At 50.1% G+C, this 15,007-nt stretch carries 17 protein-coding genes; 1 reads left to right on the forward strand and 16 read right to left on the reverse strand.

Annotation, left to right across the window (positions count from 1 at the left end; genetic code table 11):
* Positions 1 to 1,510: 1,510 nt before the first annotated feature.
* Positions 1,511 to 3,118 (reverse strand): site-specific integrase, encoded by a 1,608-nt coding sequence (locus Q7O77_RS06175; RefSeq protein WP_304164403.1) that lies wholly within the window; start codon positions 3,116 to 3,118, stop codon positions 1,511 to 1,513.
* Positions 3,119 to 3,449: 331 nt separating this feature from the next.
* Here Q7O77_RS06175 and Q7O77_RS06180 point away from each other — a divergent pair, with 331 nt between their 5' ends.
* On the forward strand, positions 3,450 to 3,809 hold the full coding sequence (locus tag Q7O77_RS06180) for a hypothetical protein (RefSeq protein WP_304164406.1): 360 nt from the start codon (positions 3,450 to 3,452) through the stop codon (positions 3,807 to 3,809).
* Here the strand turns inward: Q7O77_RS06180 and Q7O77_RS06185 are convergent.
* From Q7O77_RS06185 to Q7O77_RS06250, 15 genes are all read right to left on the reverse strand, one after another.
* Positions 3,802 to 4,344, reverse strand: coding sequence for a plasmid pRiA4b ORF-3 family protein (locus Q7O77_RS06185; protein WP_304164408.1), 543 nt, complete (start codon positions 4,342 to 4,344; stop codon positions 3,802 to 3,804). The two genes, Q7O77_RS06180 and Q7O77_RS06185, sit on opposite strands and share 8 nt — an antisense overlap.
* Positions 4,345 to 4,464: 120 nt before the next feature.
* The gene (locus Q7O77_RS06190) at positions 4,465 to 4,650 is read right to left on the reverse strand and encodes a hypothetical protein (RefSeq protein WP_304164411.1); all 186 of its coding nucleotides are present in this window, start codon (positions 4,648 to 4,650) and stop codon (positions 4,465 to 4,467) included.
* A 158-nt stretch (positions 4,651 to 4,808) separates the two neighbouring features.
* Positions 4,809 to 5,504: a hypothetical protein gene (locus Q7O77_RS16970; protein WP_369696208.1), complete on the reverse strand. Its 696-nt coding sequence runs from the start codon at positions 5,502 to 5,504 to the stop codon at positions 4,809 to 4,811.
* Positions 5,505 to 5,548: 44 nt separating this feature from the next.
* On the reverse strand, positions 5,549 to 5,947 hold the full coding sequence (locus Q7O77_RS16975) for a hypothetical protein (protein WP_369696209.1): 399 nt from the start codon (positions 5,945 to 5,947) through the stop codon (positions 5,549 to 5,551).
* A 391-nt stretch (positions 5,948 to 6,338) separates the two neighbouring features.
* Positions 6,339 to 9,098: a TOPRIM and DUF927 domain-containing protein gene (locus Q7O77_RS06200; protein ID WP_304164414.1), complete on the reverse strand. Its 2,760-nt coding sequence runs from the start codon at positions 9,096 to 9,098 to the stop codon at positions 6,339 to 6,341.
* Entirely contained in the window at positions 9,091 to 9,261 is a 171-nt protein-coding gene (locus Q7O77_RS06205; RefSeq protein ID WP_304164416.1) for a hypothetical protein, read from the reverse strand. The genes Q7O77_RS06200 and Q7O77_RS06205 overlap by 8 nt, the downstream gene beginning before the upstream one ends.
* A 9-nt stretch (positions 9,262 to 9,270) precedes the next feature.
* Positions 9,271 to 9,897 carry a hypothetical protein gene (locus Q7O77_RS06210; protein ID WP_304164419.1) on the reverse strand — a complete coding sequence of 209 codons (627 nt, stop codon included), beginning with the start codon at positions 9,895 to 9,897 and terminating at the stop codon, positions 9,271 to 9,273.
* Complete coding sequence (locus Q7O77_RS06215) at positions 9,894 to 10,115, reverse strand: hypothetical protein (protein ID WP_094118581.1); 222 nt, start codon at positions 10,113 to 10,115, stop codon at positions 9,894 to 9,896. The genes Q7O77_RS06210 and Q7O77_RS06215 overlap by 4 nt, the downstream gene beginning before the upstream one ends.
* Entirely contained in the window at positions 10,112 to 10,375 is a 264-nt protein-coding gene (locus Q7O77_RS06220) for a nicotinic acetylcholine receptor subunit beta (RefSeq protein ID WP_304164424.1), read from the reverse strand. Before Q7O77_RS06220 ends, Q7O77_RS06215 begins: the two co-directional genes overlap by 4 nt.
* Positions 10,372 to 11,223 (reverse strand): host cell division inhibitor Icd-like protein, encoded by an 852-nt coding sequence (locus tag Q7O77_RS06225; RefSeq protein ID WP_304164427.1) that lies wholly within the window; start codon positions 11,221 to 11,223, stop codon positions 10,372 to 10,374. Before Q7O77_RS06225 ends, Q7O77_RS06220 begins: the two co-directional genes overlap by 4 nt.
* A complete protein-coding gene (locus tag Q7O77_RS06230) occupies positions 11,184 to 11,771 on the reverse strand; it encodes a BRO family protein (RefSeq protein ID WP_304164430.1) in 588 nt (195 codons plus the stop codon). Before Q7O77_RS06230 ends, Q7O77_RS06225 begins: the two co-directional genes overlap by 40 nt.
* Positions 11,772 to 11,784: 13 nt before the next feature.
* Positions 11,785 to 12,204 (reverse strand): hypothetical protein, encoded by a 420-nt coding sequence (locus tag Q7O77_RS06235; RefSeq protein ID WP_304164432.1) that lies wholly within the window; start codon positions 12,202 to 12,204, stop codon positions 11,785 to 11,787.
* Positions 12,204 to 12,401 (reverse strand): AlpA family transcriptional regulator, encoded by a 198-nt coding sequence (locus Q7O77_RS06240; RefSeq protein WP_304164433.1) that lies wholly within the window; start codon positions 12,399 to 12,401, stop codon positions 12,204 to 12,206. Before Q7O77_RS06240 ends, Q7O77_RS06235 begins: the two co-directional genes overlap by 1 nt.
* Positions 12,402 to 12,502: 101 nt before the next feature.
* Positions 12,503 to 13,429 carry a hypothetical protein gene (locus tag Q7O77_RS06245; protein ID WP_304164436.1) on the reverse strand — a complete coding sequence of 309 codons (927 nt, stop codon included), beginning with the start codon at positions 13,427 to 13,429 and terminating at the stop codon, positions 12,503 to 12,505.
* Between the two features lie 144 nt (positions 13,430 to 13,573).
* Entirely contained in the window at positions 13,574 to 14,788 is a 1,215-nt protein-coding gene (locus tag Q7O77_RS06250; protein WP_304164439.1) for a tyrosine-type recombinase/integrase, read from the reverse strand.
* Between the last annotated feature and the right edge of the window lie 219 nt (positions 14,789 to 15,007).

A 15,007-nucleotide genomic window follows, 5' to 3' on the forward strand; every position in this document is an offset into this window, starting at 1 on the left:
GAGATTCGCCTTAGTCTCGTGGGCTCGGAGATGTGTATAAGAGACAGCCTATAGTGAGTCGTTATTGTTTGGGCGGCGTCTCTACTGGAGACGGTGCTTATCAGGGAAGGACTTCTCGTGGTCCAACTTTGGGGAGACCTTTAAAGGGAGCCGCCTCCATTTTTTGGCGTCGGGTTAATCTTTGACCATCTCTTGGAGGCTGACCTTAAGGCGGCTGTCTAAACTACCCCTCATTTCAGGGGGGTAGATTGGTGGCTCCCTTTTGGGGAGACCTTGGAGGCTGACCCACCGTAGCCTTTAGGTCGAGGGTAGTATTGATGATAATCAACCCTCTCCTCTCAGGTCCTCTCAGGTCCTCTCAGGTCCTCTCAGGGCGTTGCTCAGGGCTGACCCATTGTTTGGAGGTAGTGATAATCACAATCACCTCCTACTCCATGGTCTCGACAGTAGGTCTCCACTCAGTGGCCTCGGTCAATAGCCACGTGGCCCGCTTGTAGCGACGCCCTTGGTCGTCCTTCAGGTCCTTATAGACACTACTATCAATAATAGCAATGTCGCCCACCCGGAGACCCGTCTTGGCCCCAGCGTTACTTAAGCGTGCCACGGTGTTGTTCACCGACCATGCCTGAAGGCCAGCAGCGCGAGCCACCTGAGAGCCGACAAAGAGTAACTCGTGGTCGACAGAACGAACACTTTGAGTGTGTATCCCTCTTCCTATAGTGGGCCCAATTAAAAGTCCTTGACGCGGGACTCTAGATATGAACCTGAGGTGACCACTCGGTAGCTCGCTACGCTCTTGGTGGGCATACCCAAGGTTGACCATAAGCCAGTAGCGAGCTAACGCTACGCCAGCTAACAATAGGGCGAGACTGAGCGGACGCCCAAGGCTTGGCCTCCGGCCTCGCAAGGTGCGGAATGACACCTGAAGACTACCTGAGACACTCAATGACCATAGTTACTCGGTTCGCTGTAGGAGGGCTTGGAGTGACCTAGAGAGCGTAGCTGGTACAGCGTAGCGGTCTGCTTGGAGTGACCCTAGAGGTGGGATGATTATTAATTTATCAATCCCAATACTCATGGGTCTTTAAGGTCCTTAAGGTCCTTAAGGTCCTTAAGGTCTAAAGATTACTTTAAGTATTAAAGACTAATTAAAGATATAAATTAATGATTAACCTAAGGTCCTTAAGGTTAACCCATCCAGTACCCGAAGCCTCCCTAGAGAGAACTTTACGTGTGCTGTAGCTTTTCTTCAGGCCCATCACCCCCTGAAGCGCTTAGTCGGCCGTATGTATACCTGTGAGTCTGCATGAAGCTGTCGCATAGAGCTGTCGCTTAAAGCTGTCACTAGGTTTGAGTGCATACGGTTCGCTGTTAGTTGAAATAAGAGTTAAGCCCAAGGTCTCCACCTTGAGGTAACGTGTAGGTTGTAGGGCGTAGTCCTCCCCTCCCTATAGTGAGTCGTTATTCATCTTCGCCGAACGTGCAGCTATCGTGCAGGCATTAAAAGCAATCAACAAAGGAGACAGCCAGCCAATACACCGCTCAGCTTATCCACCTCGACCTCCTTCGCGTAGCGGTCATAAGTAATCGACCCAGAACTATGTCCCAGTATCGCCTGAGCGTATGCCAATTCGATGCCATGCTGTTTTAACTGAGTGGCTACCGTATGCCTGAACGAATGGAAAGCTAAACCGTCCCGCTCAGTAATCACCTTGGGTAACAACGTTCTGTTAAACCATTTGCTCACCTGTTCGCCATAGCCGTTCTTCATGAGTCGAAGACCATCAAACACCATAGCGTCATCACCGTCAGACCCTCTACGGGCCTCTACAAGCGCCATAAAATCAGCCAATACGAAACCGTAAGCACCATCAACCAGAGGCACACAGCGATCACTGTGCGCGTTCTTTATGCTCTTACCCGGCAAGCTGCTATCGTCCTCATTAACGTGGATGTAGACGACCCCTGATTCAGCGGTCCTAACATCCTTTACTTGGAGCTGTGCTACCTCATTAAGTCTTGCCCCGGTGATTGCAGCTAACGCGGTGACGTAGTAATGATACGGCTTTCCTGATGCTTTCTGAGAGTATGACTTAGCCGCGACCAGTAGTTGCCCCACCTGCTCCGTAGAGAAAGCGTTACGGGCCTCAGAGGCTTTACGCTGGGGAACCTTCAGTTCCAGCACCTCAGTCATATTCTTTTTAATCAGGTCATTACGAACAGCCCACTTGAAGACAGCCGCCATCTTGATAAGATATTTATTATTGATGGTGACAACATCCAGACAATCTGTCTTATCATCACGGTTCAGTAGGTCAATCAACGTGGCATCCTTGAAGCGCTGCTTACGGTTCTTAGGTAACTCCTGGAGCACATAACGAACTCTAAGTATGTCAGCACGTGTTATCGCATTAGCATCATCATTAAGACCAAGATGGTCGAAGATTTCGAGTAACGCAGTATGAGACGCTTTGTTTTCCCTTAAGGTGGCAGGCTTCCAGTTCTGTGAATTTTCCGCTTCGTATTGCTCAAAAAGGCTCGCTACGGTGACACCGGGTTTAACTTCCGGGGCACCTACAGATAGGGACACAGATGCCTGACCATTTAACCTATCAATATCATTAAATTCATCGATGTAATCTATCAGTGGTTTACTGTCTCCCACCTCGATACGCCGCATGCAGGCCCTGATAACTCCCAAAGCCTCGTGAATGTAGCGATGTTGGTCAATGCTGAGAGGCTCACTGGCGACCGCATCCACAAGATTCTCCCCGAGTTCTCCGTACTGGTCACGATACAGGTCTCTCATGTCCGACTCAAAGAGGTCTGAACGCCCGGTGGACAATTCCCACTCAGCGATATCCCTAAGGTGCTCCCTCATTTCCTCATAGGAGGCATCGGGTCTATCTGCTTGTATTGCCTTAAGTGCTGCCTTGATATGTCGTGAGTGAGCCATAGCGGTACGCCGGTCCTTGGTGCGGAGTGAAACTGAAGTCATCTTATCAATGTTAGTGCCTGATTGTCTGACGCGAATGCGGAAATAGTAGATGCCGCGACGCTGGTAAAGATAGGCGACGACTGGGAGTTTGTGGTCATGGCTAATGGATAGCTGAATCATCTGTCTGTATGCCCTGATAGGGTTACACAGTGGGTTACATTAAGTAACTCTGCAAGGAGGCATTGAGCCATATCCCTTAGGATTCAGTACTTAAGAAAGGTGCTGGAGCGGCGAAGGGAGTAGAACTAACTCACACAAAGCCAGTAAATACGGAATACTTTTATTTTTTATCTTGGCACCTATACACATTCCTATACACATTCGGCTCTCGCTAGGGTTGTTTGTACATCCTCCTCCTCTTCGTTGATAGCTTAAACTTCCTTGCCGTAATCTGGCCGCTCTGCGACTTAATGTATGATAGTGCTATCCCACAATAAGGAATCAGCCAGCCATGAGAATGACCAACCGCAAAAAAGAGATACTCAGCTATTTTGAACCGGATAACCTCGAATGGGTGACAGGTGAAATTGGTGCGCCGCCGTTCGATGTGTCGGGCGTGGCCTACCTGCTTCATGGCATTGTGTCGTTCGATAAGCGCCACCAGCTAGAATCAACCCGGCGTACGTTGGAAAGCATGGTTGCTGGTGGGCTGCTGGAGCGTGTAACAGTGTATGAGTCGCGTCAGGTACGGCGCGGCGGTGAAACCAATGCAATGGTCGTGCGCTACGGTTTACCCGGTCAGTGCGCTGTTATGCGCGATACTGGCGGCGCTGATAACGCAATATCGGGCGAATACATGCGGGTCAGTTAAGAGCCTGCAATCTGTCGTTAATGTTGTTCAGGTCGTAAATCCGGCGTTCAATATCCAGCATCAGAAAATTGTGGATCTCGGTCCGTCCAGGATTATCAGACTCTCTGGCCTGTAAGAGCAATTCATTGTAACCATGCAAACCACCGGAATTTTCTGCCGGGGTGGTGCCTTTCCCACGCAGACAGCTAATGGGCTGTTTACTGGTATCGTGTGTTTGCTTCTCGAGCACAACAAGACAATCCCACCAGTCGCCAAAGTCATACGTGTAAACCAGCTTGTCACCATCATTCTGGAGCGCTGCCCATAGTGGTGTGATTGCCGCATTACCCATGCTTTCATCCTCACCCCATACGCGATACTCGCTACCGGGATCACCTTTACGCCCTTTCTCGAACATATACAGGTGTTCGTCATTCCAGCCAAAAGCCAATTGGATCACCGCGTGAAGTTTACTAAAGGGGATTTGCTCTGGAACCAGCACACGCCGCCATATTGGTGGTTTGCTGTCTCGGATGGTTATCTTTAGCTGGTACATGCAAATCCTGAATAAATGCGAATCGGGAGGATAACGATACTGACGCACTCACAATTCTGTAAAGATGAATAAAGGTAATTTGCTTAATACGCATAAGTTACATGCGGAATAATCCCGTATCTACCTGCGTGGCGTTGGCTTCTTCCACTGGTAGACGGGTGATCGCATCATTTCGCGGAATTTGTCACGCCGGGCTATATCGGCATTAACTGAGCGTTCTATCTCCCGTTGATCTGCCGGGGTAAGCTGGTGGCCTTCGTGCTCCAATTTGGCGGTGGTCAATAAAGCTATTTCGCGTGGTGTCATACGTCATACCCTTTTGAAGGGTGAAACACGCCCGAATTAAATTTCATTTTTCGCGGGTATAAAAATTTAACGGGGCGGGCAGTACGGAAGGGGCTCGCCCCCAGAGATTTACCTCCCCCTCCCAGTAGGCAGGTTTCGGATACTGTCCAACATACTAGCTAAAGCGAGCTTTTTTTCGCCCCTTCAATCTCTGCTTTGCAAACATCGTTATTGCTGAAGCTATACTGAAGGAAAATATACCCCTGCTCGGAGCCATCTGCTCTAGCTTCGATTGATACGGATATAAGGTTATTTTTCAGAGGCTTATATTTGGTTCCTTTCCATTCCGCTGACAGGAATCGCTCCTTTTTATTCAAGGACATCATCCAGTATTTGGGCTCTTTCCAAATTGAACCAGATATTAAAAAATCATTTTTATCAGCGTTGCCATAGATAGAAGATAGTGAGTCGCTGAGTTCCTCATATTTGGATTTTAAGGCAATGCCAAAACTATCAGTATCAATGCTTTTACCCACGGCCCTGATTTGACATAGGCCAGCATTTGGAGAGATTAAAAGCCCGTATGCCTCGAAGTCAGCATTCTTTTTTGGCAACGATTCAGATGTATAAAGGTCAGCACTATTTGCTACCGGTTTAAGATCTTCGCCGGTCATATCTTCAATGTTCTTTTTAGATAACCCTGCTTCCAAACCAAACGGCCCTTCGCCCGGTGGCAGCAATGGTGCGTTTGTGGCAACTAGCGCTGTTTTTTGTGGTTGTTTAGCCGTAACGTCCGTACTGGCCTGCTCAATGAGAACTTTGACTTCTGCCAATCCATACTTAGCCGAAAGATATCGCTGTTGTAGCATCGCCATTGTCTGTTCCTGAGTCGCAACAGTAGACAGCTTCAGCACCTGGATTAGACCACCGCTGTATTGGCTTGCTTCATTTTTTGCATTGCCGATTTGGACAGTAAGCTTATCAATTTCGTTTTTAATGCCGCCGCCGCCTCTGAATTTGGTTTAACACCAGTAATGGTTAAATCAATCTTAGCGCCCGACTCGATAGCATTGATACGCTGCTCTAATAGCGCCTTATTCGTTCCCAGCACTTCAAGCCTGGCAGTTGTGAGGTTTTTGATTAGCCCACCTGTGAATTGACTTTGCTGCTCTGTCGCTTGAGCTATTTCTTTTTCCGTCTGCGAAAGCTCACTTTTAAGACTGCTTACTTCCTGCTTTTGCTCAGGGGTTAATTTCTTTGGGCCACAACCAGTCAAAAGAGTGGCAGCAATAACGCACGCTGAAATTGTTTTTTTCATGTCCCTATTCCCGTTAGTAATATTCGGATTAATCCTAGCACGCAGCAATTTACCCGTCAGTTGCCTAAGTTCAAAACCGACTCAATGCTTCTATATAAGTAAAAAGGTGTTGGTTCAGTTGGTTCAGTTGGTTCACTGGGCTACAGGCCGCGCCAGCACTGGGTTTTACTGAACCAACATTGACGTTTTTTTGTTGGTTCAGCAGGGGTAAATGTTGGTTCACTCCCAGCAAGAGAAAAGCTCTAAATTTTTGTGTTGGTTCAAAACGGGCATATGTTGGTTCAGTGTTGGTTCACTTTTTGAAATAAATCCCTTAAAAATCAATAGATATAAATCATTGAACCAACTGAACCAACTGAACCAACACCTAAACTACGCATGTGAGATAAAATTATTCTTCTGGCTGGTCGCTTTCGTCTGGAATGAAGTTGAGGACGTAAACGCGAATTTGTCGGCCACCAATGCGAGGTGATTTTCGCTGATAGCCTCTATCACTGGTCGGCGGCGTCAGCATCCCAGCATTTTTAAGCACCTCAGCGAACTGTTTGGGATTGAACCCGCTAGCTATCTCCTGCTCAAACGTTGAAGGGAAGGTATAGAAAACAATCGGATCGCCGTCATGGCTGCCGCTGGTGCGGTAACCTGCCATATCTCGGATAGGCAATGACTGCGGGTCATAAGGGAATGGGGCGAACCGGCTCAGACCATTGGCATTAAGAAATGCCTCGCACTGCTCAATGATCTGCTGATGTTCTTTGTTGCCCGTGCCGAACTCACGCAGCCAGGCATTGTAGCTGTGCTGTATCGCATCACGGCATGTCTGAGCATCCCACCCGGTGACAACCTCACCCAGCAGCAAAGCAGCCTCTAGAATGGCAAAGCGTGCGGCCACGCGGTGTACCTGCTCGCCATAGTCCGCAGGGATAAGGCTGCGCCAGCGGGATTCACACTCACGCACGGTATCAACCGCCTGCTGCTGGTGGACTGCCAGCCACTTGATCCACTCCCGCCCTGCAGCACCATGATGGTGCTGGTAAGCGTCTTTCAGCGCGTCGGCGTGCTGTTTGCCGTTCTGGTGGTCATGGAAGCGCACCGCCTTACTCAGCGGGATATTCAGCAGGCGCACCAGTTGCCCGGCTTTGATCTTGCGCCCAGCGGTGGCTATAAAGGTTTCTAAGTCCATTTCCCCGGTACTGATCGCCACGGTGCGCCAGCGCTTTAAATCACGGTTGCCCCCCTCTTTTGCTCCCTGCAATTTCCCCACGCCGTTAAACAGCGTATAGGCAGACTGTGACACGCTTACCGGGTCAGCCCCTTGTCCGACTTCATCCAGTGGCATCAGCCCGTCATTGTGTGCTGCGGCTTCGTTTGCCAGTCCCAGTGCCGTGCCGTACCACGTCAAGCGTAGTAAGTCCGGGTTGCCGTATAAGCTGCTCGCCACGTTCGCAGTGGTGGTTTTACCCGCGCTCGACTGTTCATAGAAATGAATGCCGAACCCATCAGCGCCAGCCAGCCCGATTAACGGTGCTGCCAATGCGGCGGCAATGCCTGTCATCATCGAGTAGTTACCGTATGCCAGACGCGCAACACTCTTACGCCAGCGCTCTGAGGTTCCTGCTACGGTGTACCCGGCGGCAGCAGAACTGCGGCCACTGAATAAAACGGGTTGTGCAGGTGCGCCGATTATTTCCCCGTCTGGCATGATGTATGCCCCGCACTGCCAGCCAGTAGCATGAGAAACACGCCACAATACACGCGAGCCGCTACGCTGTAGCCAGTCGGCCAAGATCGCCCTCAGGCTACTTTTGGTGGTAACGTTAATCCCGCCCGCTTTCAGAGTGCGCCAGCCCTCACGTTCGCCAATGTCAGCTAGGGGGATCGCGGCTGTCGTCAGCGCATTAGCACCGAATGCCTGCCAGCGGATAATCAGGTACTGGTCTTTATCATCCCGGCCAGTACCTACAACATCCAGCGGTGAGCATAGCCACGCATCGTGGTTGATAACCTCGCCGCTGTCTTTGTCCACCTTAGGCGTGATCCAGTAAACACCATCGCTACGGCTTTCAATGTGAGGTTTTAGCGGATCTTTCTCTGGCTGGCCGGATTTACCACCCCTGATGGCCTGTAGCTGCGGTTTCACGTTATCCCCCTGCGGCGGGTATATCGAATCGTTAAAAGCGGCTGTAGCAGCCTCCAGGCCGTTTTTCTGGTGGTAGTCGTTCCAGTCGGCTTTATAGTCTGTTGGAGGCACGGCAACATAGCCCGCCACGGCAGAAGCGGCCTTCTCTGCCCGTTCCGTGCCGGTATTGGGCTTGTCGTCCAGTCGGTCATTATCAGCGGCAATGATGATCTGCGCCTCTGGATACTGCTGGCGCATAAACTCCGCCACTGGCAGCAGGTTGCCCGCATCAATGGCGCACACTGTCAGTGCGTCAGGGCGCATCAGGTGAGCGGATAAAGTCGTTGCCAGCCCTTCGGCAATGATCACCTCCTGCGGCTGTTCCGGTGCGTTAACAGCGTGATATGCCCCGCGCTTTGCTGAACCGGTCAGGAGTCGTTTATCTCCCTGTGGGGTGATGGTCTGCGCTGCCACCACTGCGCCGGATTCATCTACCAGCGGCAGGAGCAACGAACCATCGGACATAACCGGGTAATTAAACCCGGTCAGCCCTTTTGATTGCAGGTAATCAGATTCGCCCTGTGTGACGCTCTGGCGCATTCCGGCATACAGACGGGTAAACGTAGCCCTTCGTTGCGCTGCGTCATCTGCTGCCTGTTGCTGGCGCTCCTGCTCACGCTGCTGTCGGTCAGCTTCCAGTTGCTCCCTTCTCTGGCTCGCTGCCGCCGGGTCGGTTTGCGCTGCACGGTGATCAATACCCAGCACGTCAGCCGCAAGCTGTGCCGCCTCCGTGGTGTCGCAGTTGTTCACGTTCTTAATCAGGTCTAAGCCGTCGCCAGCACCACACTGGTTGCAGATAAAGCTGCCGCGCCCGTTATCATCGAACCGGAAGCGATCCGTACCGCCACATGCAGGGCAGGGGACATGGCGGAGTGATGAATCAGGCACGTCGATAGACAGGCCAGCCAGCACATAAGGCCAGTTACCGGCGGCGGCGGCGCTCACTTCGCGGATAAGGTCGATATTACGCATGATTGCCCCCTGCCACGGTCGCGCCCATATCATTAACCATGCTTTGCCATATCTCGCGCCCAGTATCAGTCAGGCCACCAGCATTAATAGCCGTGATGTGATTGTAAAGTGCCGCCGCGTACTGGTTCGCCAGCGCATTTAGTCGGAAGTTTTTGGTAATCATGTTGCCCCCTCAGTGCGCCGCTGGCATTTCAGGCCAGCCGTTTTCATCCAGATCGGCAATGAAGTGATCGTGTAGCTCTGCCAGCGTTTCACGTCCGAACGGGGTCAGCTCACCGCGCTCCGCATCCAGCATGGCCTGATAGAACACAATGGCGTTCTCCGCCCCCTGTTCAGCGCCGTAGCGCTCAATCAGTGCGCCCTCAATGTTGTTCGCCATCGCCAGCCGTTCAGCAAACGGGTAAACCACAATGCCCGCTGTGCCATTGGAGTAAATCGCTACCTGCGATGATGTGCCGTCTGGTTCAGTGACCGTGGCCGTGCCGTTCTCGTGCTTCATCTCAGAAACGAACGTCGCAGCAATCAGCCAGCGCCACATAGTGATGTTTTGCTGCGCGGTGAAATCGAACCAGCCACGCGCCCCGCCGTCAGCCACTGCAAAATACAGGGCAAAACCTTCATCGGGGATTTCGTCATACCTGCCAATATCGAGATGAGTTACCGCATCTGAATAGGGAACAAGGCAAACATGCTCATACATCCCGGCATCGTTGCGGATCATTATGTTTACGCCGTACGGTGTGGCTTCGGCGTGGAACATGTCGGGATTATCCGTCTTTAATGTCAGTACGTTGTTCATGCTTTCCCCTCCCTGTATTCACGCATTACATGGTCAGCCAGTTTGCTTTCAGCCTCGTTCATTGCTTCGGGTACACCGTGTAACAACGTCAGAATGGAACCAATCAGGCGCGGTAAATCGGGATCTGTTTTATTGGTGGTGCTTTCCAGCCACATGGACAAAACAGCCTGCGCTTGTTCAATCTGACAGGTGGCATCAATTAGTTGTAACTGGCTCATACGCTGGCCTCCGCATCAATCCTGGCTATATCGACAATCGTCATGACTTCACTCAACCAGCAATGCACGATAGCGGCCTGTTCATCGTCGAGTTGAGTGGCTAAATCGGTCATAACGTGAGCCAACCCATTGCGGGCGCGGGTCATACGTTCTGCTGTACGCTCTGCCAGCGTAAAATCATCCGGGTAAGCCTGCTCGCGGGATAACATCGCTTCGGCTTCAAGCTCGGACGGATGGCGGCATAAGGCGTTAATGTTCATGCTGCCACCTCCAGACGGATACAGCCTGCAAAGAAACAGACGTGATCCCGTGCCAGCGTGCGGCGAGCTTCGCGTTCAGACGCTGCGGCGATATGGTGAATTTTGGCGGTAATTGTCGGCATATCGCGTCGAACGGCTGCGATTAGCCAGATGACTTGCGGATTTTTGGTAGGGGTAGTAGCCATGATGGCAGCCTCTATACAGTGAATTTTTAATTCACCACCAAGAGACGCCAATCTCAGACTGGTGGTGAGCTGAACAAGGTTGGCGTAACCGGCCTGTATAGACACCGGCCTTCCTTTCGGAAGCCTCATCCAGCCCACCATAATTTGGATGCGCAGGAATTTTGCCGACAAAAAAACACGCTTAGTGCGTGTCGGCACTATACAGGTTACCGGGACGCCAATCCCGACACCAGATTTTGCTGGTGCGCTATAACCATAAACCGGGTTGGCGATAGTCGGCAAGCCCTTTTTTATGGAGTCCGAAAACTCCCCGCGCGTACTGGTCTCGAAACTCTCCTCGTCACCACGACGAGAAAATGAGGGGTTGGCATTAGCTGGCATTGTTATGCGAGTTTTCACCCCATGCGACTCAGGTTTTTTCAGGTTCGAAATGTCGTCATTTGTCATCATCGCCCGGCGCTGAATGTGAGGTTTTGTGAGGCTCTCACTTGGTTTTGCTAAGCCCCGAACCATAACAATTGATAACAATCTGCCGTTCGCTGTATTAGGTTTTATTAGGTTCTGAGGGCTAACATTTGCTAACAGGCTAGCCAAGGGAAAGTCTTTATCCTGGACGGCGAGCATTAGTGAACCTCCGGTAATTGAGGTTGATACTTGCGCCATAACTCAGCTTCTTCGGCGATTAGGTGGGATTTCTCACCTTTGCAGGCTTGCAGGTCTTTACCGCGCTTACTGGCCTTCTTGATATATGCTGCTTGCCGTTTACTGTGGTCGTTCAGGAAAGCGAACGGCACACCGTAGGCGCCGGTTTTACGAATAGACGGGATAACCTCACGGAATACCCAGTTAGTGAACCGGTGTGCGAATGTGCCGGGTGTGGTCGCTTTGCGGCTGCGGGCGATCAGTTTGTAGAAACCAGACTCGCATACTGTACGCATAACCTGGCTGCCGCCGGGGGTAGGTGTTAAACACTCCCCCTTCTCATCTCCGTCTAATCGACGTAATGCGACTTTGTGATCGGAAATTTCCAGCGCCTCACAAATATCTTTGGCAATAAACCAAGGCTCGCCGCAGAGACTGACGATTCGCACCGACTTACCCTCGAATTTAATCACCGAAATATTATCCTTATCAGCGGTGAAAATAGCAGCCATGCCGGTGGTGGGCTGTGGGGCGGCCTCAGAAATTAATCTGCTTTTTTCAGTTTTCATTTGTCAGGCTCCGTTAAGCAGCGTTGAACGCATCCGGGTAGAGGGAAAGAATGTCGTTAATCTCATACTGAGACAGGCCGACATAACCACCAGCAGCGGCATTGTTATTGACCAGTTGAATCACTCGCATCACATCAGCGCGGCAGGTGATCCGGTAACGGAAGTGGCTACCGATGCCATCACCGTTAGGCTCGTCGATGCGCTCCAGCTGAATATCAAGCCTTCTTTCCAGCTCTGTCGCGTAATTACGGGCGCTGGACAAGCGGCAGTAGCGTAGGATTTCATTCTCAGTGAAGCCATTAACGCCGGTACGCATCATGTAGACGCGAGCGCGGTGTTTCTTTGGGATTGGCTTAATGACTGCGGCAGACGTAATATCAGAGGCGTCAGCTCCCTGATTAGCCGTCTGTAATGGGCGGTTTTTCTTTTCCATCACGCCACCTCGCCGCGAGATTCAGCGATGCGCTGATTAATCCAGTCATCAACTTCACTTTCGACGAAAGCGATAGCTCGTGAACCAATTTTTACTGATTGAGGAAACCGGCTTTCTTTTAGCAAGCGATAGATCCACGCCTTGCTGTAGCCAGTACGGCGCTGAACCTCTGGCAGACGAATGAGTATATTAGACATTTGAAATGCTCCTGTAGTTGATTGGCGTCTACAGGAGCAATCATCGCTCGGGAGAGTTTTTTAGTTGTGGAGATTTTGAAATCTCCGTGGAGTTTTCAAACTTACCTATCAACGCCACCTTTTCGTAACCAATCAATAAGGGATTTATCATCATCAGGCACAGGAGCACTCGGAGCTAAATTCGAAATCCTTTGACGAAGTTTAGTTATGCTCCCTTTTAATTCATTATCCTTAATCCCTAGTTCTTTCAACAAAGCGACCGTAAAAACTGATTGCTTAACTGTCACTTTTATTGGCCTGCTGTTAAGTCCCATCGCATTTTTAATTGAATTATTTAGCAAGTTCTCATAAATAGATGACATTTGTGATTTTGTAATAAATAAATTATTTATGGATAGTGTGATTTTCTGAGGCTGAATGCCAGCCATAAAAACATAATCACCGATTTCATCTTCAGAGTCCGCAGGATTTGCCTTGAAAGAGCTGTTTTTCATTAATGATATTTTGCTCTCATCTAGGTCCACACCAAGAGCTTCAAATATTTTAGCCGCCATTGTCATTTTTTCTGACACCCCCCCAATAATAGGTGGGTTGTCAACGTCATAAAATGAAAAGAGATCTGACTCAAGCTCCCATAAGCCATCTACTGAGACAGAGAATCCATCACCTTGAAATATATCATTTGCAAAATCCGTAATTTGATCCTCAGTTTCAGGATAGAACAACTTCTCTGGGAATATATCTATTAATGGATAACCACGCACATACTCATTACCATCATGGATGAATTCCTTTAAATTAGTGACATTCATCATTTCAATGAAAAACAATAACAATCTTTTCGGGTCTGGGATGGCAGGCACCAATATTTTACCCTTCGCATCATATAGTTTTACGCAAAGTTTTATTTTCCCCTCGCCAGCCCAATAAATTATATCTTCAACCGAACATCCTAAAATTTCTGATGCTCTTGATACTCGACAGTATTCAATTGAAGGTATGCTTCTGACTCCATATTTAACTTCCATTACGCCACCTCACGCCCTCTTAAATTGGCGGCTATGCCAGCCCGTAGAGGTGTACGGGTTTTCGGGGATCAGCCTAGACATAGCCAATTCTTTATTCGTCTACAGAAGTCTACCCACATCTACTATTACTGTCTATTCATACAGTCATGAGGATTGACTAAAACGCCCGTGAACCACGTTTTCACCATGCTCCAACACATCCATATAGTCGGCATACCATTGAAGCATTTCCCGACGACCATCTAGATACTGAGCGTGGTTATAGGTGCCACGAATAGAGTTTTTATCGACGTGTGCCAGTTGCGTTTCAATCCACGCTGTGTTGTAGCCCTGCTCGTGAAGAATGGTGCTCATCGTATGGCGGAAGCCGTGGCCTGTTACTCTCCCCGCATACCCGATGCGGCGTATGAGGACATTCATAGCCATTTCGCTCATCGGCTTACTGTGATGAATTCTGCCAGGGAAAATAAACTGATAGTGCCCGGTAATTGGCTTTAGCTGTTCCAGAATGGCAACAGCCTGATCGGATAACGGTACGCAGTGAGGACGGCGCTTTTTCATTCTGGAAGGTGGAACTTCCCATAAGCGCTTTTCAAAATCAATTTCAGCCCACTCCCCTTGCCGTAGCTCACCGGGTCGCAAGCCAGTAAGCACCTGCAGGCGCATCGCCAGCTTTACCACAACACTGCCGCTGTATGTGTTCAGCGTTCTGAAAAACTCTGGCAATTCCTCAGTCTTCAAAAATGCGTAATGCTCTTTTTTGTGCGGAGAAAACGCACTAGCCAGATCCGGAGCGGGGTTATACTCCGCCCTGCCAGTAACGATGGCATAGCGCCAGACCTCACCGCAGCGCTGACGTACTTTCCGCAGTTTTTCCGTTGCTCCTCGCTCGTCCAGTCGGGACAGAACCCCCATCAACTCCATAGGTTTAATTTCAGCTATGGGGCGACCGCCGATATACGGGAAAACGTCAGCCTCAAACGTCTTTAGCATCTCTTCCGAATATGAGGCAGACCAACGGTCGATACGCTTCTCGTACCATTCTCGGGCGACAGCCTCAAAGGTATTGCTGATTTCGTTCTGCCTGTTCTGCTTATCTCTCTTACGCACATCGCTGGGGTTTATGCCTGTGGCCACCAGTTTTTTTGCTTCGTCGCGCTTGTGCCTGGCTTCGGTAAGGGAGGTAAGCGGATACGTGCCAAACGACAGCATCTTGGGCTTTCCATCAAAGCGATAGCGGAAGCGCCACCCTCTCGATCCGTTCGGCTCAATGAGTAGCGAAAGCCCGTTACCATCATTGAGTGTATAGGGCTTATCCAGTGGCTTAGAGCGCCTGATTTCAAGGTCTGTGAGTGGCATTGTGTATAGTTCCAGAGTGTAGAGCGCGGGCTATACGTATTACTATACACACAGATGTATAGATTCCGGTAGATGAAAGTAGACGTAGAAATAACGAAAATTATCGCTAAGGCTGATTATTACTAGGTTTTATTGACTTGAGTAGACGTTGAGAAATGTTTGTTTGGAGCGGGCGAAGGGAATCGAACCCTCGTATAGAGCTTGGGAAGCTCTCGTTCT

Origin of the sequence: Lonsdalea britannica, assembly GCF_946477055.1 — a bacterium.
Lineage (GTDB): Bacteria > Pseudomonadota > Gammaproteobacteria > Enterobacterales > Enterobacteriaceae > Lonsdalea > Lonsdalea britannica_A.